At 69.0% G+C, this 23,995-nt stretch carries 24 protein-coding genes; 9 read left to right on the forward strand and 15 right to left on the reverse strand.

The window, feature by feature from the left end:
- Window positions 1–33: 33 nt before the first annotated feature.
- Both AC1DWT_RS13415 and AC1DWT_RS13420 read right to left on the reverse strand, forming a co-directional pair.
- Complete coding sequence (locus tag AC1DWT_RS13415) at window positions 34–999, reverse strand: N-acetylglutamate synthase, CG3035 family (RefSeq protein WP_095862473.1); 966 nt, start codon at window positions 997–999, stop codon at window positions 34–36.
- A complete protein-coding gene (locus AC1DWT_RS13420; protein WP_072948481.1) occupies window positions 989–1,579 on the reverse strand; it encodes a peptide deformylase in 591 nt (196 codons plus the stop codon). The genes AC1DWT_RS13415 and AC1DWT_RS13420 overlap by 11 nt, the downstream gene beginning before the upstream one ends.
- A 178-nt stretch (window positions 1,580–1,757) precedes the next feature.
- Between AC1DWT_RS13420 and AC1DWT_RS13425 the strand changes: the two genes are divergently transcribed.
- The 5 genes from AC1DWT_RS13425 to AC1DWT_RS13445 all read left to right on the forward strand — a co-directional run bounded on the left by AC1DWT_RS13425 (window position 1,758) and on the right by AC1DWT_RS13445 (window position 6,046).
- Window positions 1,758–2,096: a DUF3263 domain-containing protein gene (locus AC1DWT_RS13425; protein ID WP_072948479.1), complete on the forward strand. Its 339-nt coding sequence runs from the start codon at window positions 1,758–1,760 to the stop codon at window positions 2,094–2,096.
- A gap of 24 nt (window positions 2,097–2,120) precedes the next feature.
- On the forward strand, window positions 2,121–2,669 hold the full coding sequence (locus AC1DWT_RS13430; RefSeq protein ID WP_072948478.1) for a LytR C-terminal domain-containing protein: 549 nt from the start codon (window positions 2,121–2,123) through the stop codon (window positions 2,667–2,669).
- Window positions 2,670–2,742: 73 nt separating this feature from the next.
- Window positions 2,743–3,444 carry a superoxide dismutase[Cu-Zn] gene (gene sodC / locus AC1DWT_RS13435; protein ID WP_072948476.1) on the forward strand — a complete coding sequence of 234 codons (702 nt, stop codon included), beginning with the start codon at window positions 2,743–2,745 and terminating at the stop codon, window positions 3,442–3,444.
- Window positions 3,445–3,519: 75 nt separating this feature from the next.
- Window positions 3,520–4,644: a glutamate--cysteine ligase gene (locus AC1DWT_RS13440; protein WP_072948474.1), complete on the forward strand. Its 1,125-nt coding sequence runs from the start codon at window positions 3,520–3,522 to the stop codon at window positions 4,642–4,644.
- 118 nt (window positions 4,645–4,762) lie between these two features.
- Window positions 4,763–6,046, forward strand: coding sequence for a phosphatase PAP2 family protein (locus AC1DWT_RS13445; protein WP_072948472.1), 1,284 nt, complete (start codon window positions 4,763–4,765; stop codon window positions 6,044–6,046).
- On the opposite strand, the gene mnhG is transcribed toward AC1DWT_RS13445, so the two are convergent.
- The 6 genes from mnhG to AC1DWT_RS13475 are packed head-to-tail and all read right to left on the reverse strand — an operon-like array spanning window position 6,015 to window position 12,195.
- The gene (mnhG, locus tag AC1DWT_RS13450) at window positions 6,015–6,353 is read right to left on the reverse strand and encodes a monovalent cation/H(+) antiporter subunit G (protein ID WP_005264391.1); all 339 of its coding nucleotides are present in this window, start codon (window positions 6,351–6,353) and stop codon (window positions 6,015–6,017) included. The genes AC1DWT_RS13445 and mnhG overlap by 32 nt on opposite strands.
- Window positions 6,350–6,610, reverse strand: coding sequence for a monovalent cation/H+ antiporter complex subunit F (locus AC1DWT_RS13455; protein WP_206013157.1), 261 nt, complete (start codon window positions 6,608–6,610; stop codon window positions 6,350–6,352). Before AC1DWT_RS13455 ends, mnhG begins: the two co-directional genes overlap by 4 nt.
- Window positions 6,607–7,179 carry a Na+/H+ antiporter subunit E gene (locus tag AC1DWT_RS13460; RefSeq protein ID WP_072948471.1) on the reverse strand — a complete coding sequence of 191 codons (573 nt, stop codon included), beginning with the start codon at window positions 7,177–7,179 and terminating at the stop codon, window positions 6,607–6,609. Before AC1DWT_RS13460 ends, AC1DWT_RS13455 begins: the two co-directional genes overlap by 4 nt.
- The gene (locus AC1DWT_RS13465; RefSeq protein WP_477920928.1) at window positions 7,176–8,798 is read right to left on the reverse strand and encodes a Na+/H+ antiporter subunit D; all 1,623 of its coding nucleotides are present in this window, start codon (window positions 8,796–8,798) and stop codon (window positions 7,176–7,178) included. The genes AC1DWT_RS13460 and AC1DWT_RS13465 overlap by 4 nt, the downstream gene beginning before the upstream one ends.
- The gene (locus tag AC1DWT_RS13470; RefSeq protein WP_095862477.1) at window positions 8,795–9,364 is read right to left on the reverse strand and encodes a Na(+)/H(+) antiporter subunit C; all 570 of its coding nucleotides are present in this window, start codon (window positions 9,362–9,364) and stop codon (window positions 8,795–8,797) included. The genes AC1DWT_RS13465 and AC1DWT_RS13470 overlap by 4 nt, the downstream gene beginning before the upstream one ends.
- Window positions 9,364–12,195: a Na+/H+ antiporter subunit A gene (locus tag AC1DWT_RS13475; protein ID WP_206013149.1), complete on the reverse strand. Its 2,832-nt coding sequence runs from the start codon at window positions 12,193–12,195 to the stop codon at window positions 9,364–9,366. The genes AC1DWT_RS13470 and AC1DWT_RS13475 overlap by 1 nt, the downstream gene beginning before the upstream one ends.
- A 201-nt stretch (window positions 12,196–12,396) precedes the next feature.
- Here AC1DWT_RS13475 and AC1DWT_RS13480 point away from each other — a divergent pair, with 201 nt between their 5' ends.
- A complete protein-coding gene (locus AC1DWT_RS13480) occupies window positions 12,397–12,807 on the forward strand; it encodes an NUDIX hydrolase (protein WP_241031316.1) in 411 nt (136 codons plus the stop codon).
- Here the strand turns inward: AC1DWT_RS13480 and AC1DWT_RS13485 are convergent.
- A complete protein-coding gene (locus AC1DWT_RS13485) occupies window positions 12,804–14,156 on the reverse strand; it encodes a hypothetical protein (RefSeq protein WP_206013145.1) in 1,353 nt (450 codons plus the stop codon). The two genes, AC1DWT_RS13480 and AC1DWT_RS13485, sit on opposite strands and share 4 nt — an antisense overlap.
- Before the next feature lie 111 nt (window positions 14,157–14,267).
- On the opposite strand from AC1DWT_RS13485, the gene AC1DWT_RS13490 reads away from it, so the two are divergent.
- Window positions 14,268–15,020, forward strand: a complete 753-nt coding sequence (locus AC1DWT_RS13490; protein ID WP_206013143.1) for an isocitrate lyase/PEP mutase family protein — start codon at window positions 14,268–14,270, stop codon at window positions 15,018–15,020.
- A gap of 39 nt (window positions 15,021–15,059) precedes the next feature.
- On the opposite strand, the gene AC1DWT_RS13495 is transcribed toward AC1DWT_RS13490, so the two are convergent.
- From AC1DWT_RS13495 to AC1DWT_RS13520, 6 genes are all read right to left on the reverse strand, one after another.
- A complete protein-coding gene (locus AC1DWT_RS13495) occupies window positions 15,060–17,243 on the reverse strand; it encodes an AAA family ATPase (RefSeq protein ID WP_072948456.1) in 2,184 nt (727 codons plus the stop codon).
- 27 nt (window positions 17,244–17,270) lie between these two features.
- A complete protein-coding gene (gene pssA / locus AC1DWT_RS13500; protein ID WP_072948454.1) occupies window positions 17,271–18,134 on the reverse strand; it encodes a CDP-diacylglycerol--serine O-phosphatidyltransferase in 864 nt (287 codons plus the stop codon).
- Entirely contained in the window at window positions 18,131–18,844 is a 714-nt protein-coding gene (locus AC1DWT_RS13505) for a phosphatidylserine decarboxylase (RefSeq protein WP_095862479.1), read from the reverse strand. The genes pssA and AC1DWT_RS13505 overlap by 4 nt, the downstream gene beginning before the upstream one ends.
- A gap of 63 nt (window positions 18,845–18,907) precedes the next feature.
- On the reverse strand, window positions 18,908–19,945 hold the full coding sequence (locus tag AC1DWT_RS13510) for a DNA polymerase III subunit beta family protein (RefSeq protein WP_095862480.1): 1,038 nt from the start codon (window positions 19,943–19,945) through the stop codon (window positions 18,908–18,910).
- Window positions 19,920–20,441, reverse strand: a complete 522-nt coding sequence (locus tag AC1DWT_RS13515) for a hypothetical protein (protein WP_095862481.1) — start codon at window positions 20,439–20,441, stop codon at window positions 19,920–19,922. The genes AC1DWT_RS13510 and AC1DWT_RS13515 overlap by 26 nt, the downstream gene beginning before the upstream one ends.
- A gap of 34 nt (window positions 20,442–20,475) precedes the next feature.
- Window positions 20,476–20,931, reverse strand: a complete 456-nt coding sequence (locus AC1DWT_RS13520; RefSeq protein ID WP_072948448.1) for an SRPBCC family protein — start codon at window positions 20,929–20,931, stop codon at window positions 20,476–20,478.
- A 476-nt stretch (window positions 20,932–21,407) separates the two neighbouring features.
- Here AC1DWT_RS13520 and hutH point away from each other — a divergent pair, with 476 nt between their 5' ends.
- A complete protein-coding gene (hutH, locus tag AC1DWT_RS13525; RefSeq protein WP_206013142.1) occupies window positions 21,408–22,955 on the forward strand; it encodes a histidine ammonia-lyase in 1,548 nt (515 codons plus the stop codon).
- A gap of 97 nt (window positions 22,956–23,052) precedes the next feature.
- The coding region (locus tag AC1DWT_RS13530; protein WP_477920931.1) for an RNA-guided endonuclease TnpB family protein at window positions 23,053–23,995 on the forward strand (943 nt) is incomplete at its 3' end.

Consider the following 23,995-nt stretch of genomic DNA (forward strand, 5'->3'; position numbering starts at 1 on the left):
GCAGCCACCCTAGCGGCATTGTCCGACAGATTTTCAGCCGCCGGGTTCGGTGGCGTAGCGGTACCGGTGGTGCGCCACGAAGCCGACGTTGCGGTACATCGCCTGCGCGCCCTCGTTCTCGACGGCGACCTGCAGGCACGCGTGGGTCGCGCCGTGCTCGCGTCCCCAATTGATCATGTCGCCGCAGATCAGGCTGCCGATTCCGCGGCGGCGGTGAGCCTGCGCCACCTCGACCGCGGTGAGTCCGACCCATCGTCGGTCGTCGGGCGCGGTCGTGACGGATCCGCGGGCGACGGCGAGGAGCGCCGAGTCGGCGGCGCCGATCCGGCCGAAGCCGAGCGTCCCGCCGCGGACCGCGTTCAGCACGTCGACCGCGAAGTCGGGCAGCGCGGACCCACGGTAGCGGTACAGGGCGAGCCAGTCCGGATCCGGGTGATCGGTGACCGTCGTGGTCCGCGGACCCTCGGGCAGCGCCAGGTTTTCGACGTCGGCGGCCATCACGACCACTTCGTCGCTGACGTTCCAGCCCAGCGGCACCTCGCCCAGGCGGTCGGGGATCAGCAACCGCAGCGGGCGGTCCCGTTCGGCGTACCACTCGCGCAGGCGGTCGAGCGTGCCGCCGGGGGAGGGGTCGTCGAGACTCCCGACCGTCCCGCGGTCGCCGAGCGGCGCCGCCGAGTTGGCGCGTCCGGTGAAGCCGTGGCCGTACCGGGCGAGCCAGCCGTCGATCCATGCGTGCTCGATACCCGGCCAGCCGTCGGCGGAGGCCAGTTCGAGGGACCGGATCTCGCTCGCCCGCACCGGTCGTGCGGGGACCGCCTTCAGTGCGACCACACGCTCCGGCTCCACTTCGATCGCGGAGCCGGCAGCGTCGCGGACGACCACGGCCGGCTCGATGCTCTCGAGCACCCCGATGACGTCGGTCACCGGATGGCTGGACCCGGGCGGCAGTTGGTATCGCAGCACCACCCGGCTTCCGAGCGGAATGTCAGTCGTCATGCCCGAACGGGTCTTCGACCGTTCCCGGCACCCAGCTGAGCCCGGGAACTCCCCAGCCGGCGCGCTTGATGGTCTTCTTGGCGGCGCGTGCGTTGCGGCCGACCAGCATGTCGACGTAGAGGAAACCGTCGAGGTGACCGACCTCGTGCTGCAGCATGCGCGCGAAGAAGTCGCGTCCCTCGATCTCGACGGCGTTGCCGTCGGCGTCGGTGCCGGTGACCTTCGCCCACTCGGCCCGGCCGGTGGGGAACTGCTCGCCGGGAACCGACAGGCAGCCCTCGACGTCGTCGTCCGGGTCCGGCATGGTCTCGGGTCGTTCCGACGTCTCGAGGACCGGGTTGACGACGCAACCCCGGCGGCGGAACGGCTTTCCGTTCTCGTCGACGTCCGGGCAGTCGTAGACGAACAACCGCAGCGGCAGGCCRACCTGGTTGGCGGCGAGCCCGACGCCGTTGGCGGCGTCCATCGTGTCGTACATGTCGGCGATGATGTCTGCGAGTTCCGCAGGTGACTGGGACACCGTCTCGGTCGGTTCGTGCAATACCGGGTCGCCCACGATCCGGATGGGGAGGATGGCCATGGTCGTCAAGGATAGTGCGGCGCGCCCGAGCCGTTCGCACTGCCCGCGGCGTTCGTCGTGGTTGAATAGTCGCTGAAGTACAGCTGTGTAATTCGTTGCTCGGTCGGCCACGCGATCGAGGAGCCGGGGGAACGTGGTTTCGCTGACATCGAGCGAGAGCTAGTAGTCGAGGAGTGAGATGGACGGCGCAACAGCGCGTAGTCGGAACCAGTCCGAGCGCACCGACAGCGACACTTCCGTAGGGGTCGACGACGTCGTCGACGACGGTCTCTCGCGTCGGGAGCACGACATCCTGTCCTTCGAGCGCCAATGGTGGAAGTACGCCGGCGCGAAGGAAGAAGCGATCAAAGAGCTGTTCGACATGTCCGCCACCCGGTACTACCAGGTGCTCAACGCGCTGGTGGACCGGCCGGAGGCACTCGCAGCCGACCCGATGCTCGTGAAGCGCCTGCGACGGCTGCGCGCGAGCAGGCAGAAGGCCCGCGCGGCCCGTCGCCTCGGGTTCGACGTCACGTAGCACCCGGTCGCTAAGGTCGACATCGTGAGTACTCCGAAACCCGAATCGTCCGGCCCGCCGTTACGTGCCCTCGCGATGGTGCTGATCGCCCTCGCGATTCTCTTCGCGGGTCTCGGTTTCGCCTCCCTCGGAGGTTCGGACTCGGAGGAGACCGCAGCCACCGTCACGACCTCGGCGGCTGCCACGACCACCGCCGCCCGTCCGACGACGGCCGCCGGAGCGGCGGGAGGCACCTCGGCTTCCGCGGCGAGCACGACGTCCGGTGCGTCCAGTACCACGAAGGCCGCCGACGCGGCGTCGGTGCCGGTGCGGGTGCTCAACAACAGCAACGTCACGGGTCTCGCGAGCCAGACCGCCACCGAACTGATGTCCTCGGGGTGGACGGTGTCGGAGACCGGCAACTACAGCGACAGCACCATCTCCGAAACCACCGTGTACTACGGGACTTCCGCCGCGGAGAAGGAAGCGGCCATCGAGATCGCGGCGCAACTGGGGGTGTCGGCCGAGCCGAAGTTCCCGGGAATCGCGAATTCGTCTGCCGGTGTGGTCGTCATCGTCACTTCCGCGCAGTAGACCGGACGGTCGGTGCATCGGCGCCGCGGTTATGATCAGATGCACTTCTTCGCCACCTCAAAGGAGCGGTTTGATGGCCTCGAGTTCTACCCGTCGGATGTCCTGGCGCATTGTCACCCCGGTGGTGGCCATTGCCGCACTCGGACTGACCGCCTGCAGTAACAACGAGGCGCCGTCCGACGTTCCCGGCACCACTCCTCCCGTCTGGACCGGTGCCGCCGATCCCAGTGCCGCAGGCGTTCCCGGCGACGCCGAGAGCGGCTCGGGCGAGCACGCGGAGAGCGGCGCGCTCACCGCGACGCTGAAGAACGCGGAGGGCGTGAACGTGGGTACCGCCACGTTCAAGCAGTCGGGAAGTCACGTCGAGGTCACCGTGTCCGTCAAGGATCAGACGCCCGGGTTCCACGGATTCCACGTGCACTCCGTCGGAAAGTGTGAGACGAACTCCGTGGCACCGACCGGTGGTGCGCCCGGAAACTTCCTGTCCGCGGGCGGGCACTTCCAGGCCGAGGGCCACTCGGGGCACCCCGCGAGCGGCGACCTCACCTCGCTGCAGGTGCTGGAGGACGGCACCGCCGAGTTGGTCACCACCACCGACGCCTTCACGGTCGAGGACCTGAAGAACGGCGACAGCGGCACCGCGGTCATGATCCACTCGGGTCCCGACAATTTCGCGAACATCCCCACCCGTTACGCACCCGCTCCCGATCAGGAAACCCTGAACACCGGTGACGCAGGCTCTCGTGTGGCCTGCGGTGTCATCGGCGCCAGCTGAGTCGCGTGACACCCCGGCTGCGGCCGGGGTGTCGGTGCGCTGCCGCGGGCCTCGGCCTGTGGTTGGATCGAAACCGTGGTAGTTCCCTTTCCCGGTTCGCCGCGGCCGACGCTGGGTGTCGAGTGGGAGATCGCGCTGGTCGACAGGGTCACGCGGGATCTCTCCAACACGGCCGCGGAGGTGTTCGACGCGGTCGCGAATCTCGCGGGTCCGGAGGATCCGCGGATCACCAAGGAGTTGCTGCGCAACACCGTCGAACTCGTCACCGGCATCCACTCCACCGTCGGTGAGGCGATGGACGACCTCGACGAGTCGCTCGACCTGCTGCGGCGGGCGGCGAACCCGCTCGGGGTCGATCTCATCTGCGCCGGAACGCACCCGTTCGCGCAGTGGTCGACCCAATTGGTCACGCGGACACCGGATTACGACGAGCTGATCGAGCGTACCCAGTGGTGGGGCCGTCAGATGCTGATCTGGGGTGTGCACGTCCACGTGGGGGTGTCTTCGCCGCAGAAGGTGTTCCCGATTCTCAACGCGCTCTTGCAGCGGTACCCGCATCTGCTCGCGCTGTCCGCGTCCTCACCGATGTGGGCGGGCGTCAACACGGGGTACGCGAGCAATCGCGCCCTGATGTTCCAGCAACTTCCCACCGCGGGGCTGCCGTACCAGTTCGCGAACTGGGCGCAGTACGAGGATTTCATCAGCGACCAGATGAAGACCGGCGTGATCACCAAGATCGGCGGGATGCACTGGGACATCCGGCCCGCGCCGCGGTGGGGCACCATCGAGGTCCGCGTCTTCGACGGTATCTCTACCCGCGCCGAACTCAGTTCTCTCGTCGCGCTCGTGCACTGCCTGATCGTCGACCTGGACCGGCGCTTCGAGGCGGGCGAGAACCTGCCGAACCTGCAGCCGTGGCACGTGAAGGAAAACAAGTGGCGGGCCGCGCGGTACGGGCTCGACGCCGAGATCATTCTCGACGAGGACAGCAACGAGCGACTCGTCACCGACGACCTGAACGACCTGCTGGAGAAGCTGGCGCCGACCGCCGTGCGTCTCGGCTGCGCGGACGAATTGGCCGCTGTGGAGGAGATTCCCCGCCGCGGCGCCTCCTACCAGCGGCAACGTCAGGTCGCGGAGGCGACCGGCGGTGACCTGGTGGCTGTCGTCGATGCGCTGGTGAAGGAGCTCGGGACCTGAAAGCCGGTCTCGGGCAGGACACTCGTCCACTTGCCGTTCACGTGTTGTTTACACTTGGCGGGTGTCGATCGACGATGTTGCCGTTGTACGGCCGGGTGGGCCCGTCGATCGTTCCCGCATGTTCGTCGCGGGCGGGGCGCTCGGTGTCGCGATCCTGCTGGTCGTGGTCCAGTCGGTCGCGTCCGTCCAGGGTTTCCAGGGGCCCCTGGAGAGCCTGTTCCGCGACTACGTCCTGACCCCCAAGTCGGCGTCCGTTCCGTGGGCCGGCCTCGCGCTCGCGATGGTCGGGCTCAGCAACCGGCAACGCGTCGTGGCGCTGTCCGCGGCAGCGGGCATCGACGTGGTGGTCGCGGCTGTGCGCTACCTGTCGGGTGGCCCGCTGACCGTCGGTAACGGCGCGACGTGGGTTCTGACGGCGGTCGGTGTCTACGCCGCGGTCCGGTGGACGGGTGAGCAGCGGCGCAGCGCCCTGAAAGGTGTCGGGCTGGGTGCGCTGCTGATTCTCGCGACCAAGTTCGGCGACGCCTGGCTGCAGGTCACGATCATGGCCGGGCCGATGGTCCTCGACGAGTTCGCCCAGCTCGCGGATCACGCGCTGGGAAGCCCGTCGTGGCACATGGGGCAGTTCGTCGACGCGCTCGGTCCCGTCGGTTACGGCATCCTGCACTGGGTCTACATCGAACTGCCCGTCGCGGCCATCGCGGTGGCCGTCTACCAGCTTCGGAACGGATGGCCCTCGCACTACCTGGTGCGCACGTTCCTGCTGATCGGTCTCGTCGGTCCCATCTTCTACGTGCTGTTCCCCGTGGTCGGTCCGATCTTCGCGTTCGGTACCGAAGGGCAGGGGTTCCAGGTCAGCGACTACTGGCCGAACTTCGTCCCGGCACCCGACTTCGCGCCCGAACCCCTGTCGTTCGATTCGACGACCCCGCGCAACTGCATGCCGAGCCTGCACACGGCGTGGGCACTCGCGCTGTTCATCCACTCCCGGCAGGGCGCCTGGTGGCTGCGGCTCGGCGGCACGTTCTGGCTGGTGTGCACACTGACTGCGACCCTCGGGTTCGGCTACCACTACGGCGTCGACCTGGTCGCCGGAGCCGTCCTGTGCCTGACCATCGAGTCCGCGCTCCGCGACCCCGAACGGGGGTGGGGCTGGTTCCGGGTCCGTCTCGTCGGCGGTGGCGCGCTGGTGCTGACGGGACTGCTGCTCAGCTACCGCTACCTCGCGGTGCCGATGGGCCGATTTCCGGAGGTGTCCGGACCGCTCGTTCTCGGCGCCCTTGCCGCGATGAGTCTCGGCTTCTATGCGACGTTCTTCGCCAGGCCCGACACCGCGCTCGCCCGGTGGGGCAACGGCGCGAAGGCGGCTGTCACGGACGTTCTGGTGGCTCCAACTCGTTGATCATCAGCAGCCCGTCCTGATCGCGCTGCTCCCGGTACGCCACCCGGCCGACGCTGTGCGCGATGACCGGCGCGGTGAACAGGGTGAAGATGCCGACGAGGATCAGCATCCAGATGTCGACGTTGCCGCGCAGTTCGAGGACTGCGCCCGCGAGAACCATGATGAGACCGACCACCTGCGGTTTGGTGGCGGCGTGCATGCGGCGCAGGGTGTCCGGGAAGCGGACGATGGCGATGGCGGCCGTCAGTGCGAGCAACGACCCGCACAGCATGAGGGTGGCCCCGATGACGTTCAGCACGGTCGTCACGACTTGTCACTCACCCGGAATCGGGCCACCGACACCGAGCCGATGAACCCCACCAGCGACAACGCGACGATTGCGGGCACGATCGTCGTGTCGCCGGTGTACGCCGCCCACACGGCGAGTCCGCACATCGCGAGGGCGATCAGCGTGTCGAGGGCGACGAGGCGATCCAGCGAGTTCGGACCGTCGAGCAGCCGGAACGTCGTCAGCATCCCGGCAACGACCAGGATGATTCCGGATATGACCGATACGACTGTCATGAGCTGCCCTCCTGAGCGGGGTCGTCGTACTGCTGGTCGCGGTTGTGCCAGGGGCTCGGTTTCCAGTCGGAGTCCCGTTCGAACGCCTCGATGAACAACCGCTCCAGCTGCGCGACCGTGCGGTAGAACTGGCTGACCGCCTTCTGCGAGCCCATGTCCAGGACGTGGACGTAGACGATCCGCCGGACCTGGTCGATCTCGAGAACCATGGTCCCGGGGATGAGGTTCAGCACGTCGATGCAGAGGGTCAGCACGAGGTCCGACTTGATCCCCAGCTGGTACCGCAGGACGCCGGTGACGGGCGGCGGCCCGGGACGGAGTGCGAGCCACGCGATCTGGAGGCTCGACTGGAGCGAGTAGTACACGAACATCACCGCCAGCCGCAGCAGCGGCAGGAAATGCACCCGGCCCTCCACGGGCACCCGCGGCAGCGGCATCAGCACCATGATGATCGCGCCGACGGCGAGTCCGCCGAGGATGTTGCCCCAGCTGACGTTGCCCCACAACAGGATCCACACCGACATCAGCCACAGCAACGCGCCGAACTGGAGAATTCTCTCGCGTTTCATCGCGGTGCCTCCTGCGCTTCGCCGCCGGGGTGACCGCCGAGGACGGCGTCGATGTAGATGGACCGGTTCTGCAGATCGCTCGCCGCGCGATCGCTGATCTGGATGATCTGGCCGGCGAACACCGTCATCGCCAGCCCGACGGCGACGAGGGCGACGGTGGGGATCAGCATCATTGCGGGGATCCGGCCCACGTCGGCGCGGTCGTCGAATGCGATGTCGGCCTCGGACTCGTCGAGCAGCGCCGACGGGCTGACGTCCGCGAGGTCGCCCTCGGGGGCGTCGGCGCGGGCCCGCCAGAACGCCTTGGTCCACACGCGTGCGACGACGTACAGGGTGAGGAGGCTGGTGACGGTTCCGCCTGCGACGAGGGTCCACGCCAGCACGCTCGCGTCCGCCGAGCCGGCCTGCAACAACGCGACCTTGCCGATGAACCCGGAGAACGGGGGAATGCCGCCGAGGTTGAGGGCCGGAATGAGGAACACGATGGCCAGGACGGGGCTGGCCGCGGCGAGCCCACCGAGACGCCGCAGCGACGAGGACCCGGCCTGGCGTTCGATGAGACCGACCACCAGGAACAGCGTGGTCTGCACCAGGATGTGGTGGGCGACGTAGTAGATGGCACCCGAGAGCCCCGACTRCGTGGACAGCGCGACACCGAACACCATGTACCCGATGTGGCTGACCAGGGTGAAGGACAGCAGACGTTTGATGTCGCTCTGCGCGATCGCACCGAGGATGCCGACGAGCATCGTCAGCAGGCCGCACACCATCAGCACGTTGTCGAGTTCGCCCTCCGGAAAGAGCAGCGTGTGCGCGCGGATGATCGCGTACACACCCACCTTGGTGAGGAGGCCGGCGAACACGGCGGTGACCGGGGCCGGCGCTGTGGGGTAGGAGTCGGGCAGCCACGTCGACAGCGGGAACACCGCGGCCTTGATGCCGAACGCCACGAGCAGCACGCCGAAGATGGCGGTGCGGGTGCCGGACGGGATGCCGTCGAGGCGGGTGGCCATGTCGGCGAGGTTGAGGGTGCCGGTGGCCGCATAGGCGAACGCGATGCCCGCCAGGAAGATCAGCGAGGACACCATCGACACCATCACATACGACACACCCGCGCGGACGCGGTCGGCGCTCGCGCCCAGAGTCAGCAGCACGAAACTGGCGGCGAGGAGCACCTCGAAACCGACGTACAGATTGAACAGGTCGCCGGCGAGGAATGCGTTGGAGATGCCCGCCGTCAGCGCCAGATACGTCGGCAGGAAGATCGAGACGGGCTGGTCCTCACTGCCGTCGCGGATACCCTGACCCACGGCGTACGCCATGACGGCGAGCAGCACGATGGACGAGACCACCAGCATCATCGCGGACAGTCGGTCGACCACCAGCGTGATGCCGATCGGCGAGTCCCAGCCACCCACCTGAACGGCCGTCGTGCCGTCGCGGTCGGCGAGGAACAGCAGCAGTCCCGACACGACGAGGACGCCGATCAACGCGACGAGCGTGATGATCCGCTGGGCCCGCGGACGCCGTCCGAGCACCAGCGTGGCCGCGGCGGCGAGCATCGGGACGAGGACGGGCAGCGGCGCGAGCGCCGTGATGACGTGCGGGGAAATGGTCACGACTTCTCCCCGATCCCGGCCTTGTCGATCTCCTCGTCGTCGTCGAAGTCACCGTCGTGCAGGTCTTCGTAGCATTCGAGGTCTTCGAGGTTCTTCAGTTCTTCCAGGGGAATGGGGTTTCCGTCCTTGTCGAAGGCGTCGCCGCTGAAACTCGGCTCGCCGGTGACCGGGTCGTCGGAGCGGTCGCGGTCCGGGGCCTCGGCGGGCGACCGGCGCCGCAGGACCTTGGTGTCCTCGGGGTCGTTCTCGACGGCGTCCTGCGTGGTGATCTTGAACGACCGGTACGCGAGCGCGAGCACGAAACCGGCGATGCCCATCGTGATGACGATCGCCGTCAGGATCATCGCCTGAGCCAGCGGGTCGGCCATCGACTCGTGAATGGACTCGCGGCCCACGATGGGCGGATTGCCGTCCCGCCCACCGGACGTGAGGATGAGAAGGTTGATGCCGTTGCCGAACAGCAGCAACCCCAGCAGCATGCGGGTGATACTGCGTTCGATGAGCAGGTAGACGCCGGCCGACACGAGGACGCCGATGATGACGAGAAATCCGAGGTTGGCGCTCATTACTGGTTCACCTCGACCTGTGCGTCGAGACGTGCCCCGAGACTGCGGAGTACGTCGAGTACGAGTCCGACCACGATGAGGTACACACCCAGGTCGAAGAACAGGGCGGTGACCATCTTGACGTGACCGAACACCGGCAGCGTCACCTCGAAGACCGCGGAGGACAGCGCGGGGGCACCGAGGAACAGCGACGCCAGCGCGGTGCCTGCGGCGAGCGTGAGCCCGAGCCCCAGGATCTTGCCCGCGTCGATCGGGACCGTCTCGCCGAGTTCGTACCGCCCGCCCGCGAGGTACCGCAGGACCAGCGCCAGACCGGCGGTGAGGCCGCCGGCGAACCCGCCGCCGGGCGCGTTGTGACCGGCGAAGAAGAAGTACACCGACAGCACCATGATGGTCGGGAAGATCAGCCGGGTCGTCACCTCGAGGACCAGTGACCGGTGTTTCGGATCGATGAGGTCGCCGCCGAGCAGCCAGGTGGTCTCGGAATGCGAGGCCGAAGACTCGGCCGTGACCGCGGGGGCGTCGGCCACCCGGGGGGCGCTGCCGAAGCGGCGGTTGCGGAACACCAGGCTCGCGACACCGGTGGCCGCGACGAGCAGCACCGAGATCTCGCCGAGCGTGTCCCAGGCGCGGATGTCGACGAGCAGGACGTTGACGACGTTCTTGCCGTTGCCGAGGTAGTACGCCGCGTCGGGGAGTCGCTCGTAGATCGGCACCGAGTTCCGCGCGTTGATGGCGTACGCGCCGATCGTGGTGATGGTGGCACCGACCGCGACCGCCAGCAGCGCCCGCGGAATCTTGAATCCGATCGCCCGGCGCTCGTCCACCTCGGCGGGCAGTTTCCGGAACACGAGGACGAAGATGACCAGCGTCAGTGTCTCCACCAGGAACTGGGTGAGCGCGAGGTCGGGAGCGCCGTGCAGAGCGAACAGCACACCGCAGCCGTAGCCGCTGAGACCGACGAGGATCACGCTGGCCAGACGGTTGCGCATCACGGTTGCGGCGAGCGCGGCCGCGACCATCATCAGCCCGATCACGAACTGCACCGGCGAATCCCACAGGCGCACGTCGGCGCCGGTGTCGGTGCCGACGGCGAGCAGCACCAGCGGCACCAGCACCAGGGTGCCGAGGATGGTCGCCTGGGTCAGCGGTAGCGAACCGCGCTGGGTGGCGCCGGTCAGCCGCATCGACAGGGCGTCCATGCCGCGCAGCGTCGCGTCGTAGATGCGGTCGGCGTTGCCGAGCGGGGGATGCTCGAACCGCAACCGGTTGACCCAGCGCTGCGCCACGAAGAGCGCGGTGCCGACGGCGAAGACGAGCAGTGTGAGCAGCAGCGCCGTGTTGACGCCGTGCCACAGCGCGAGGTGGTAGTCGGTGGCGGCCTCCGGGGGCAGGGTGCGCGAGTACGGCGTCAGCAGCTTCTCGAGCTGCGGCGCCGCCAGTCCCGCCGCCAGGCTCAGCACCGCGAGAACGGCGGGTGCGGCGAGGAACAACGGTCCGGGCGCATGCATGCCCTGCACGGCCGGGCTCGGCCGCGCGAGCCGCTTGCGGCCGAAGGCGCCCCACATGAAGCGCACGCTGTAGGCGAGCGTGAGGATCGAACCCAGCACGACGACGCCGACGGTGGCGATCCGCGCCGGGTCGGCGAGGACGGTCGTGCTCAGCAGGGAGTCGAACGCGGCCTCCTTGCCGACGAACCCGAGGAACGGCGGAAGCCCGGCCATGCTGGCCGCGGCCAGTGCGGCGAACACCATCAGCGCCGGCGCACGATTGCCGAGGTGCGCGAGTTTGCGGATGTCGCGGGTCCCCGTCGTGTGGTCGATGATGCCGACCACCATGAACAGTGCGGCCTTGAACATCGCGTGCGCGACGACCATCGTCATGCCGGCGAGCGCGGCGTCGCGGGTGCCGAGACCGACCAGCACCATCATGAAGCCGAGCTGGCTGACGGTGCCGAACGCGAGCACCAGTTTGAGGTCGAACGCGCGCATCGCCCGCCACCCGGCGAGGACCATCGTCAGCAGGCCGAGCGTGATGATCGTGAACCGCCAGGGCGCCGCGTCGGCGAAACCTGGCGACAACCTGGCCACGAGATAGATACCGGCCTTCACCATCGCGGCGGCATGCAGATAGCCGCTGACCGGGGTGGGGGCGGCCATCGCGCCGGGCAACCAGAAGTGCAGCGGGACGATCGCCGACTTCGACAGCGCACCGATGAGGACCAGCACGACGGCGACACCGGCGAGCCAGCCGCGAGGTGCGACCTCGATCAGTTCGGACAGGTTGTACGTGCCACTCACCTGGCCGAGGATGATGATGCCGACGAGCATCGCCAGACCACCCGCGGTCGTGACGAGCAGCGCCTGCGTCGCGGCGCGGCGGCTCGAGGCGCGTTCGGCGTAATGCCCGACCAGCAGGAACGACAGGACCGTCGTCAGTTCCCAGAAGATGTACAGCAGCAACATGTTGTCGCTCGCGACGAGCCCGAACATGGCCCCGGCGAATGCCACCATCTCGGCGGCGAAGATGCCGAGACGGGGTTCGTCGTCGGTGAAGTAGCGGGCGCAGTAGACCAGGATCAGCGTGCCGATGCCCAGCACCAGCACCGACATGATCGCGGCGAGCGGATCGAACCAGAAGTCGAGGTCCATCGACAGGCCCGGAGCCCATTCGACGGACACGGTCTGCACCGTGCCCCAGTTCGCGATCACCCATCCGAGTGACACCAGCGGGACGAGGGAGAGGGGATAGAAACCGTTGCGGCCGAACTGGCGCACCACAAGCGGAGCCAGAACGGCGGCAACGGCATGGGCGAGCAGAACAGCAAGCAAAAGGCACTCCGTCGGGGGTCAGCGGGCGGCGGGGTGTCGGAACGAAACGAACCGAGTCGTGTAGACCGTTCGCTTAGCTAGCGAACTGGGCTACGTGTACATCCTACTGGGTCGGTTATTCGGACCCACAATCGCGGCAAATCGGACTAATGGGGCGCATTGTGTTATGGGCACGTGCCCGGACTGATCTATCTTGGGTCGGTGCCAGCCGAGATCCGAACCGCCGCGCTCGCCCACATCCGTGACCGCAAACTCCTCCAGACGCGTTCGGCGGGGAAGACCGCGTTCTACATGGCAGGCGGCAAGATCGACCCGGGCGAGAACGCCGAACAGGCTCTGCACCGCGAGATCCGGGAGGAACTCGACGCCGGAATCGTCGACGGGACGCTCGAACGCCTGGGGGTCTTCGAGGCGCCCGCGTACGGACATCCCGAGGGCACGGACCTGCACATTACCTGCTTTCTCGCCGAACTGAGCACCGAGCCGCGGCCGACGAGCGAGATCGCCGAACTGCGGTACTTCACCGTCGACGAATACGCGGCGATGCCGGACGTCGCGCCCGGCTCGATGCTCGTGTTCCGCCGGCTGCAGTCGCTCGGCCTCCTCGACTAGGTGAGTGGCGCGGTGCCCTCCGGTGCACCGTGGCGCTCACGTAGCGAGTAGACGCAGAACGCGACGACGAGCAGCATCGCGACACCGGCGAGATGGTCGGACGCGGCGGTCGAGGCCGGCGACGACGGCAGGCGGTGTTCGCTGGGCGCACCCGAGTAGACCACCCGGCTGCGGGGAACCGTGGTCGCCGCGACGAACACCAGCGACGCGAACGGCAGCGCCAGACCGAGCACCGCGACCGGCGCAGAACCCGGCAGCGCGGAGGCGAGCGCGAAACCCGTCCCGCCGCCCAGGACCCCCAGCCGGAGCAGGAGCGCGACGCCGTCGTTGCCGAAGTCCGGCGAGATGGTGGCGACCAGCGGAACGACGGCGGCGACACACAGACCCCACCCGGGCCGTCGCCGCTTCGGCGGAACCCTGACCGCCACCGCCATTCCCGCGGCGACGGTGACGACGCCGACCGCCAGCAACGCCGGCGCGGGCGTCGTCACCCGGGGGGTCCGGAGGTCGTCGAGGACGAGCACGGCCGCGGCGGTGGCCCCGGTCGCCGCGAGGAGGAAGTGTCCGTCGATCCCGGGGAGCCGTCGCCCGATCAGCACGGTCACCCCCAGGATCACAGCGAGCGAGAACGCCACGATCAGCCAGACCGTCAGGGGTTCGCCGAATTCCTGATCGTCGATCCACGCCCCGAGCAGCCGGTTGAGCAGGGCGAGTCCCAGGGCTCCGACCAGCGCGGTCAGCAGGGTCTTCCGTTCGGGGCGTTGCACCCGGAACTGCGACCGCGCCAGCACCGCCGACGCGAGCGCGAGCACGAGAACTCCGATCAGCAGCCACTGCGGAGGTTCGCCGATCGCCGAGGTGCTCATGCTTGCGGGTTCGACATACGCGGTATCGCCGCGCGGCAGTTTCTGCACGCTCGCGAGGAGGAATGCGCCCGCCACCCCGAGAGTCAGCGCCAGCTGCGAAGCCCAGCGACCCCACACCGCGGCGACCGCCGCGCCCAGCAGGAACCCGGCAGTCGCGGTCTTGGCGAAGTGCAGGGCGATCAACGTGTCGACGCCGCCGGCGCCGGGCACCGCCCAGCGCGCGCCGATCAGGACGACCGCGCACACCGCGGCCAGGAGCCACGACACCCGCCGGGAGCCCGACCGTTGCAGACCGCCCACCGCGATGACGGCGAGAACCAGGGCCACCACCACACCCGTCGGCTGGCTGCTGATCCACCGGTCGATCTCGCGATCGGAGGCGTTGATCGTCCAGGCCCGGTTACGGGGATTGGTGAGGACGAACCCGGCCAGTGCGCCGGACGCGAGCGCAGCCGCGGCCGACAGGGGTTCCCGGAAGTCCATTTGCCCACGGTACTCGAGCGGGTAGGAATGGAAATGGCGAACCCGGCGTTGGCAACGAAGGCGTGCCCGAGAACGACTCCGATCGAATACACCCGAGGCGAGGAGCCCCCTATGACGTCGATCAACGAGAAGGCCACCACCCTGCTGGAGCTGCACCGGCCCGGCAACCCCGTCATCCTGCCCACCGTGTGGGATGCGTGGTCCGCGAATCTGGCTGTGTCCGCCGGGTTTCAGGCACTGACGGTGGGAAGCCACCCGGTGTCCGACTCGATCGGCAAGCCCGACAACGAGGGGATCACGTTCGACGAGCTGCTGCACCGCATCTCGCAGATCACCGCCGCGGTGGAGCTGCCGCTGTCGGTCGACATCGAATCCGGATACGGGCTCGACCCCACCCGGCTGATCGAGGGTCTGATCGGTGCGGGCGCGGTGGGTCTGAACATCGAGGACACGGTCCACAGCGAGGGCGGACGCCTCCGTGAGCCGCAGGAGCACGCCGACTTCGTCGGAGGGTTGCGGCAGGCCGCCGACGCCGCCGGGGTCCATGTGGTCGTGAACGCGCGGACCGATCTGTTCGTGAAGCAGGTGGGCGACGAGTCCGACCGTGTCGACCGCGCGATCGCGCGCCTGAAGCTCGCCGCCGAGGCCGGAGCCGACGTGCTCTACCCCGTCGGCCGTCACGACGACGCCACCCAGAAGCGGCTCACGTCGGAGCTTCCGCTGCCCGTCAACGCGATCGGGCTGCCCGATCAGGACGATCCGGCGAGCTTCGGACCGCTCGGCGTCGCGCGGGTGAGTTTCGGCCCGTTCTTCCAGGCCGCGCTCGCCGCACACGCGGCCACCCTGCTCGGCCGCTGGTCCTGACCCGTGAGTACTTGTTAACCGCCGGCGGTTAACAAGTACTCACGGGCGCGACAGCGCATAGGCCTTCAGGTGCGCCACTTGCTCGGGATCGAGTGAGGGGCGCACCTTTTCGCGTGCCTCGGCCACGTCGGCCGCGGTGACGTCGGCGGCGTCGATGTTCCGGCGCATCGCGGCCAGCGCGGCTTCCCGCAGCAACGCCGAGCAGTCGGCGGCCGAGTAGCCGTCGAGATCGTCCGCCAGAGCGTTCAGGTCGACGTCGTCGGCGAGCGGGACCGCCTTCCCGGACGTCCGGAGGATCGCGCGGCGGGCGTCGCCGTCCGGCGGCGGCACGAACACCAGCCGCTCCAGGCGGCCGGGGCGCAGCAACGCCGGGTCGATGAGATCGGGCCGGTTGGTGGCGCCGACGACCACCACGTCGCGCAGCGGTTCGACGCCGTCGAGTTCGGTGAGCAGCGCGGCGACCACCCGATCGGCCACCCCGGAATCGGAACTCTGGCCGCGCCGCGGCGCGAGCGCGTCCACCTCGTCGAGGAAGATCAGCGACGGGGCCGAATCCCGTGCCCGCTGGAACAGTTCGCGGACCGCCTTCTCGGACGCGCCCACCCACTTGTCCATCAGCTCGGCGCCCTTGACGGCGTGCACACTCAGATGTCCCGAACTGGCCAGTGCCCGAACGAGGTACGTCTTGCCGCAGCCGGGCGGGCCGTAGAGCAGCACGCCGCGCGGCGGATCGACACCCAGCCGGGCGAACGAATCCGGGTGCTGCAACGGCCACAGCACCGCCTCCGTCAGCGCCTGCTTGGTCTCCACCATGTCCCCGACGTCGTCGAGGGTGAGGCTGCCGATCGCGAGTTCCTCGCTGCCCGACCGCGACAGCGGGCGGATGACGTCGAGTGCGCCGAGGAGGTCGTCCTGGGTGAGCGCCGGCTCGACGGGTTTCCTGGCCGCGCGGGACGCGGCCCGCAGGGCGGCTTCCCGGCACAGCGCGGCGAGGTCGGCGACGACGAACCCCGGTGTGCGGGCCGCGATCGCGTCGAGGGCGATGCCGTCGCTGGGGACCTTCCGCAGGAGCAGTTCCAGCAGGGCCCGGCGGGTGGAGCCGTCGGGCAGGGTGAGGGCGAGTTCGCGGTCGCACAGGTCCTGCCCGCGCAACCGGGTGTCGACCGACTCCGGGTGCGCCGACGTCGCGACGAACGCGACCCCGACGGTCTCGACCGCGTGGCGGAGCTGTTCGATGATCAGCGCCGACACCGGCTCCGGGGTGGACGGCAGCAGGGCGTCGATGTCGGTGATCAACAGGACGCCGCCGCTGCGGATCGCCTCGACGGCCGCGGTGACCCGCTGCAGCCGGGATCCTGCCTCGAGCGCGCCGGCACTCGGCCCGTCGAGTTCGACCACCCGCCGGGACGCGAGAACCGCACGGGCGAGCGTCGCCTTCCCGACACCGGCGGGCCCGGTCACGAGGACGCCCAGATGGGGCGAGGCCCCGAGCGTGCGGAGCAGTTCGGGTTCGTCGAGTGCCAACCCGAGCCACTCGGTGAGTTTGGCGGCCTGGGTGTGGGCGCCGACCAGGTCCTCGACCGGGACCGGGGGCACCTCCTCGGCGGGCCGGACCGGCGGTGCGGGCAGGCGGGACGGCGGCGAGGTCACCGTCGCACGCACACCCTCACCCCACCCGACCGCGGTGTTGGGCTGCACGCTCACCGGACCACCGGCCGGGTCGACCCCGGTCACGGTGAGCAGTTCGGACGTCCAGGCGACACCGAACGTCCGGGACAGGGCCTGTGTCGCGGGGGCGGTGCTGGTTCCGGGGCCCAGGTCGCGGGGCAGCAGCGACACCGTGTCGCCGACCGTGAGGACCTTGCCGAGCAGGGCGTGACGCAGGGTGACGTCGGAGACGGAGTTGACGGCCAGATTGGAGCCGCTGACCGTCACCGTCTTCCCGCCGTACACCGTCACCGGTGTCACGACGACCGTGCTGTTCTCGGACAGCCCGGCGTTGGACAGCGTCACGTCGTCGAGGAGCGCGGTGCCGGTGGGGGTTCCGGCAGGCGCGCGACCGGCCACGGCGGCGGTGCGGCGCGCACCGATCAGGGCGATTGCGTCCCACTCGCGCAGACCGAGCGCGGCCAGGGCTTCCGGATGCAACCGGACCACGCCGCGCCGGGTGTCGGCGGCCGAGGTGTTCAGTCGGACTGTGAGCGCGAGTTCCGGTGAGGTCACGCCGTCGAGCCTACGTGCGGGAGCGACCTACCGGGCCCGGGGACGGCGCAGTCCGAGCCGTGCCGCGGACCGCCTGCCGCGGGCGTCGGGCTGACGCCGGATGGCCCGCCGCTCGGACGGCTTGATGTCCCACGTCTCGGGCCGCGCGGCCACCCACCGCTTCGAGTGGACGGCGAACGGAATGTGCCCGAGGTACACCGCGACGAGGACGATCAGCAGGATGTACGGGTAGGTGACGAGGGCCGCCGCCGCGAGCGCCACGAGGACGAGCAGACCGGCCGCCATGTGCGGGGGCACGGACACCGTCTTCAGTGCGAGCGTGGGGATCCGGCTGACGATCAGCGCCGCGGAGAACACGGTCCATGCGACGACGACGGGATACGACGACCACCAGCCGTCGCCCCACTGCGCGGCGGCGGCCAGGGGGGCCAGCGCGACCAGCGCACCCGCCGGCGCCGGGACACCCGTGAAGTACTCGTTGGCGTAACCCGGAATGTCGTCCTCGTCGAGGAGCGTGTTGAACCGGGCCAGCCGCAGCACGATGCTCACCGCGTAGATCAGGGCGATGATCCAGCCGAAACTCTGGCCGTCCAGCAGCGTGACGTAGAGGACGAGAGCCGGGGCGACGCCGAACGAGATGGAATCGGCGAGCGAATCCAGTTCGGCGCCCATCTTGCTGGTGGCGTCGAGCAGTCGCGCGATCCGCCCGTCGAGCGAGTCGAGGACCGCGGCGGCGCCGATCATGGCCAGTGCCGTTCCCAGATCCTCGTCCAGCGCGAACTTGACGGCGGACAGTCCCGCACACAGCGCGAGGATCGTGACGACACTCGGCAGGAGCCGCACCGCCTGCTGGGGTCGTCCCCTCCGCTGTTTCTTCGCGTTCGCGATCACGGCAGTTGAGCGATGACGGTCTCGGCGCCGATCGTCCGCTGTCCCCGCTCGGCGAGCAGCGTGGTGCCGGCCGGGAAGTACGTGTCGACGCGGGAGCCGAACCGGATCAGGCCGTACGTGTCACCGATCGGGAGGGTGTCGCCGACCTTGGCGTCGCAGACGATCCGGCGGGCGAGCAGACCGGCGATCTGGACGACGGCGACGTCGTGGCCCTCCGCGGTGTGCAGCAGCATGCTGTTGCGTTCGTTGACCTCGCTGGCGTCGGCGAGGTCGGCGGAGAGGAACTTGCCCGGCCGGTGGACGACCTTTTTCACTTCGCCGCCGACGGGGCTGCGCTGGACGTGCACGTCCAGCACCGACAGGAAGATGCTGACCCGGGGGAGCGGTTCGGTTCCCATGTCGAGTTCGGACGGCGGGACCGCGGAGTCGACGAGCGCGACCTCACCGTCGGCGGGTGCGACTGCGACGCCGACACGGTTCGGCGGAACGCGGTGCGGATGCCGGAAGAAGGCGGCGCAGGCAGCGGCGGAGGTCAGTGCTCCGCGACGGACCCATTTGCGGTTGCGGCCGAGGACGGCCACGCCGAGTGGTGCGAGGACGAAGGGCAGCCCGGCCGGATGCAGGGGCGGAACTGCTCCGCGGACGAGGTCGACGATGTGCCCGACGCTCGTGGCTTGCGGGGTTCCGGGGGGTGTGGGCTTGCGTGCCACGGGCTCCTCTAACTGTGTTCGGACGGACGTGCTGCCTGCGCGCCATCGCGCCGCACCCACAGGTTACGTGAGCGCTTCCGGCTGCAACGGCATCAGGAGAGAGTACGCACTCGCGGGGTCCGATGTGTGAACGGATCGTGGCCGGATGGCGAGGGGCGTGATGGGCCCACCGACCCGGAACGTCAATTGCGCGCCGGGCAGCGCGTCGACCGCTTCGAGCAGAAAACCGGCGTTCACCTGCACATGGAAGCGGACGGGCCGCTCGGTGCCCGGGTGGCCGACGACGATCTCGCCCGACTCGAGAACCCCCAGATCCACCCGGTCACCCGCGTCGGCCAGGAGTACCCGCAGGGCCGCCGAGGAGAAGGTGTGTTCGATTCCCGGGTCGCGGGGCGACAGGCTGCGATGGTCGGGGAAGGCGCCGTCGACGAGACCGGTGGTGAGCTGTTCGCGGCCGCAGCGGAGGCTGACCGAGTCGGCTCCCACGACGACGGTCACCGTGTCGTGGCGCCGCAGCAACCCGGCAGCGTCGTCCAGGAACGTGCACGGGACGACCACGGAGATCGGCTGGTCCGGCGGTTCGAGCACGGTCGCCGTTCCGACGGCCAGCCGGTAGCGGTCGGTGGTGACGAGCCGCAGCACGTCGTGGTCCGCCTCGAAGAGGCAGCCGCGCAGCACCGGGAACTCCGAGTCGGCGTCGGCGGCGAACCGCACCGCCCCGACCGCGGCGCGGAGGTCGGCGGTGCGGAGGACAACCGTCCGCGTCCGGTCCGCTCGGGCGTCGAGCAGGCGGTGAATCCGCGTCAGTTCACGGCGGGCGTCGTCCAGCCCCTGCTCCAGCCGGCCGAGGTGCCGGTCGAGAAGTCCGTGGGCGTCGGTGCCGCTCAGCACGGCCGCCATCTCCTTCACCGGCATCCCCACCCGGCGCATCGCGGCGACGAGGACGGCGGCGTCCACCTGCCGGTCGGTGTACCAGCGGTAACCGGTGCGCGGGTCGACCGCGTGCGGGGTGAGCACCCCGGCCTTGTCGTAGAACCGCAGTGCGCTGACCGACAGACCGGACGCGCGAGCGAGTTCACCGATGCTGAGCACGGCGTCCACTCTGCCCCGGCGGTCCGACAGTCACGTCCAGTTCGGCGCGGAGCCGGGTGACGGCGCCGCGGATCATCCGTCCGTAGCCGTCGTCGGCGAGGTGGTCGCAGCTCTGCGCTGCCCGATCGAGATGGTGGCGCGCCTCGGACGACTGGCCGAGGGCGTGATGAGCGGCCGCCACGTTGAGGTGCAGCGACGGGTAGAAACCCGCGACCGACAGCGACGAGTGATGTTCCCGCGCCCGGTCGTCGGTCAGCGAGTCGGCGGCGCCGAGGGCTCGCAGGTCCCAGCGCAACTCCTCGGCGGGGTCGGTCTGGACGTCCGCCATGTAGTGGGCCAGCGTGACGACGTGCAGCGGGTCCGGCGTGGTGTCGCCGGACCCCTGGAGGGCGTCCCACACCTCGTCGAAGATGCGCCGGGCGCCCTCCCGGTCACCCGCCACTGCCCGTTCCTGCCCCTGCGAGATCCTCGCCATGACGGCGTCCGGTGTGTCCATGCGGACCACGCTGAGGCCTCGACCAGGTCGAGGGTCAACCCGGCTACTTGCCCTCGGCCGCCGACTTGATCCGGGCGAGGGTGGTGTTCATGCCGTTGACGAGGTCGACCTCGAAGTCTTCGTTGCCGCCGAGGACGGTCTTGACGAGGAACTGCGACACCTTGGACGTGCCGGTCGGGGCTTCGCGGCGCTCGATGACCTTGGTCCCGCTTGCGGTCGGCTCGAGTTCGTACGACCAGATCGTGCGGTTCTCGAGGATCCGGAAGGCGATGGCCTTGTTGGGCTGGAACTTCACGACCTTCGACGTGGTCGGCCACACGAGGAAGCCCTTGCGGTTGATGTTGACGGTTTTCGTGCCCTCTTCGACGACGCCGCCGAGGACGCGCATCTTGCGGCACTGGGGGCTCCATTCGCCCATCCGCTTCAGATCCGAGACGACCGCCCACACGTCTTGCGGGGTCGCGTCGATGTCGATGCTTGCTTCGAGGGTGGTTGCCATCGGCTGTCTCCAGTCAGGGAAGGTGGTACGTAAGGTAACAATTACTTTTGCGTCATGGTAGGCCCTGTGGCCGGAGAGCTGTGCGGTAGGTCACTGAAACGTGGCCCGGCCTGCAGTTTTCCAGCACTTCCGCGCGCCTCATCGAAACCGTGTAACCAAAGGGGCACGATTGGCGATGAGTCAATAGTGCGACGAACTGTCGCCGATGCAATGGCGCAAATTGGAAAGTTGTCGAGTCGGTGTTCGGAAGTGATCGGTAGTGAATGTTCATTCGATCCTGCGGTGGGACCGCAGCCCTCTCCCTCTACTCGAATCAGCCCGATTGCAAGGACGTCCGTCCTCGTGGCCGAGTGAAAAACTCGAACGTCTGATGACGCCACGCGAAATCGAGGAAGCTCTACGCGGCCGGTTGTAGACACGGTCGAGGCTCCCGCAATCCCGTCACTCTCCGCCCGGACGCGGGGGAGACTGGGGTTGTGGGAGCCGAAGAGTGTGTCGTGGTCGGAACCGGTGCGGTCTCCGCCGAAGAAGTGATCCGGGTGGCGCGCCACGGCGCGCCCGTGCGGATCTCGCGCGACGCGATGTCGGCGATGGCGGAGACCCGCAAGCGCATCGAGGCGCTGGCCGCGGACCCGAAGCCCGTCTACGGCATCTCGACGGGGTTCGGGGCCCTCGCCACAAGGCACATTCCCTCTGCCCTGCGCGCGCAACTGCAGCGCAGTCTCGTCCGCTCGCACGCCGCCGGAAACGGGCCCGAGGTGGAACGCGAGGTGGTGCGCGCTCTGATGCTGCTCCGACTGTCGACCCTCGCCACCGGCAGGACCGGCGCCCGGCCGGAAGTCGCGCAGGTCTACGCCTCGCTGCTGTCGGCGGGGATCACTCCGGTGGTGCACGAGTACGGCAGCCTCGGGTGCTCCGGTGATCTGGCGCCGCTGGCCCACGTCGCGCTCGCGGTGATCGGCGAGGGCACGGTGCGGGACGCGGACGGCGCCCTCATGCCGGCCGCGGCAGCGTTGTCCTCGGCCGGGATCGTGCCGGTGGTCCTCGAGGAGAAGGAGGGTCTCGCCCTCATCAACGGCACCGACGGAATGCTCGGCATGCTGGTGCTGGCGTGCGAGGACCTGCACGCGCTCCTGCGGCTGGCCGACGTCACGGCGGCGATGAGCGTCGAGGGGCTGCTCGGCACCGACAAGGTGTTCGCCCCCGACCTGCAGGCGCTGCGGCCCCACCCCGGCCAGGCCCGCGCCGCCGCGAACATGGTCCGCCTGCTCGCCGGCTCCGAGATCGTGCAGAGCCACGCCAACCCGAGTTGCACCGTGGTGCAGGACGCCTACTCGTTGCGGTGCGCGCCGCAGGTCGCGGGCGCCGCGCGGGACACGCTCGCGCACGCCGAGCGGGTGGCGTCGTGGGAACTGGCGAGCGCCGTCGACAACCCGGTGGTCACGCTCGACGGCCGGGTGGAGTCGAACGGCAATTTCCACGGGGCGCCGGTCGGGTACGTCCTGGACTTCCTGGCCATCGTCGTCGCGGACGTCGCGAGCATGAGCGAGCGCCGCACCGACCGGTTCCTCGACGTCGCCCGCAACCACGGGCTGCCGCCGTTCCTGGCCGACGATCCGGGGGTGGACAGCGGCCACATGATCGCCCAGTACACGCAGGCCGCGATCGTGTCGGAACTGAAGCGGCTGGCGGCGCCGGCGAGTGTCGACTCGATTCCGTCGTCGGCGATGCAGGAGGACCACGTGTCGATGGGGTGGTCCGCCGCCCGGAAGCTGCGCCGGGCGATCGACGGGCTCACCCGGGTCCTCGCCGTCGAGGCGCTGACGGCCGCTCGCGCGCTCGACCTGCGGGCCCCGCTCGCACCGTCACCGGCGACGGGGGCGGTGCGGGACACGATCCGCGAGCACGTCGCCGGACCGGGAACCGACCGTCACCTCGCGCCGGAGATCGAGGCCGCGGTCGCCCTCGCCGCCTCCGGTGCGCTGGTCGCGAGCGCGGAGGCGGTGGTGGGGCGGCTGGACTGACGGAGTTGATCCGTGAGTCTTTCGGCGCAGACCCGGTCCTTGAGGTCCGGGATAGCTGATCTGGTTGTGTCGGACCCTGGGGTTAGTGTCTTCGGTCATGGTGGGGAGGGGGGTGAGGCGGGCGTTCAAGTTTCGTTTCTATCCGACTGCGGTGCAGGCGGAACAGCTTGCTCGGACGTTCGGGTGCACCCGGTATGTCTACAACCGGGCGTTGGCCGAGCGCTCGCGTGCCTGGTCGCAGGAGCAGCGACGGGTCACCTACGCGGACACCTCGAAGATGCTCACCGGATGGAAACGCGATGTCGAGACGGAGTGGTTGGCGGAGCCGTCGAAGGGGCCGCTGCAGGAGTCGCTGCGGCAGTTGCAGGGTGCGTTCGAGAAGTTCTGGCGCAAGCAGACCCGCTACCCACAGTTCAAGAAGAAGGGCCAGTCGAAGGAGTCGGCGACCTACTACTCGAACTGCTTCACCTACCGCGGCGGGCAGATCCGGTTGGCCAAGCAGACCGAACCCCTGGACATTCGGTGGTCGAGGCCACTACCGGAGGGGGCGGTGCCGTCGCAGGTGACGGTGTCGCGCAATGCCCGCGGTCAGTACCACATCTCGATCCTCGTCGAGGACACGATCAGCGAACTCGAGCCGGCCGATCGGGTGGTCGGGCTCGACGCCGGGATCACCAGCCTCTACACACTCTCGACGGGGGAGAAGATCACCAACCCGCGACACGAGCGCACGGATCGTGAGCGGCTGGCGAAGGCGCAGCGGGCACTGGCCAAGAAGCAGAAGGGGTCCCGGAACCGGGCCAAGGCCCGACTGAAGGTCGCGAAGATTCATGGCCGGATCGCTGATCGGCGTCGCGATTATCTGCACACACTCTCCACTCGACTGGTGCGCGAAAATCAAGTGATCGCCATCGAGGATCTGAGTGTGCGGAACATGGTCAAGAATCGGTCGTTGTCTCGGGCGATCTCGGATGCGGGGTGGTCCGAGTTCCGGTCGATGCTCGAGTACAAGGCCGACTGGTACGGGCGGCGGGTGGTGG

The sequence above is a fragment of the Rhodococcus sp. P4_B6 genome, from assembly GCF_056402215.1.

Coding starts and splice junctions, on each gene's coding strand:
- AC1DWT_RS13415 (WP_095862473.1), bottom strand. CDS start 999: ATGACGACTGACATTCCGCTCGGAAGCCGGGTGGTGCTGCGATACCAA.
- AC1DWT_RS13425 (WP_072948479.1), top strand. CDS start 1,758: ATGGACGGCGCAACAGCGCGTAGTCGGAACCAGTCCGAGCGCACCGAC.
- sodC (WP_072948476.1), top strand. CDS start 2,743: ATGGCCTCGAGTTCTACCCGTCGGATGTCCTGGCGCATTGTCACCCCG.
- AC1DWT_RS13445 (WP_072948472.1), top strand. CDS start 4,763: ATGTTCGTCGCGGGCGGGGCGCTCGGTGTCGCGATCCTGCTGGTCGTG.
- AC1DWT_RS13455 (WP_206013157.1), bottom strand. CDS start 6,610: ATGACAGTCGTATCGGTCATATCCGGAATCATCCTGGTCGTTGCCGGG.
- AC1DWT_RS13460 (WP_072948471.1), bottom strand. CDS start 7,179: ATGAAACGCGAGAGAATTCTCCAGTTCGGCGCGTTGCTGTGGCTGATG.
- AC1DWT_RS13470 (WP_095862477.1), bottom strand. CDS start 9,364: ATGAGCGCCAACCTCGGATTTCTCGTCATCATCGGCGTCCTCGTGTCG.
- AC1DWT_RS13485 (WP_206013145.1), bottom strand. CDS start 14,156: ATGGACTTCCGGGAACCCCTGTCGGCCGCGGCTGCGCTCGCGTCCGGC.
- AC1DWT_RS13490 (WP_206013143.1), top strand. CDS start 14,268: ATGACGTCGATCAACGAGAAGGCCACCACCCTGCTGGAGCTGCACCGG.
- AC1DWT_RS13520 (WP_072948448.1), bottom strand. CDS start 20,931: ATGGCAACCACCCTCGAAGCAAGCATCGACATCGACGCGACCCCGCAA.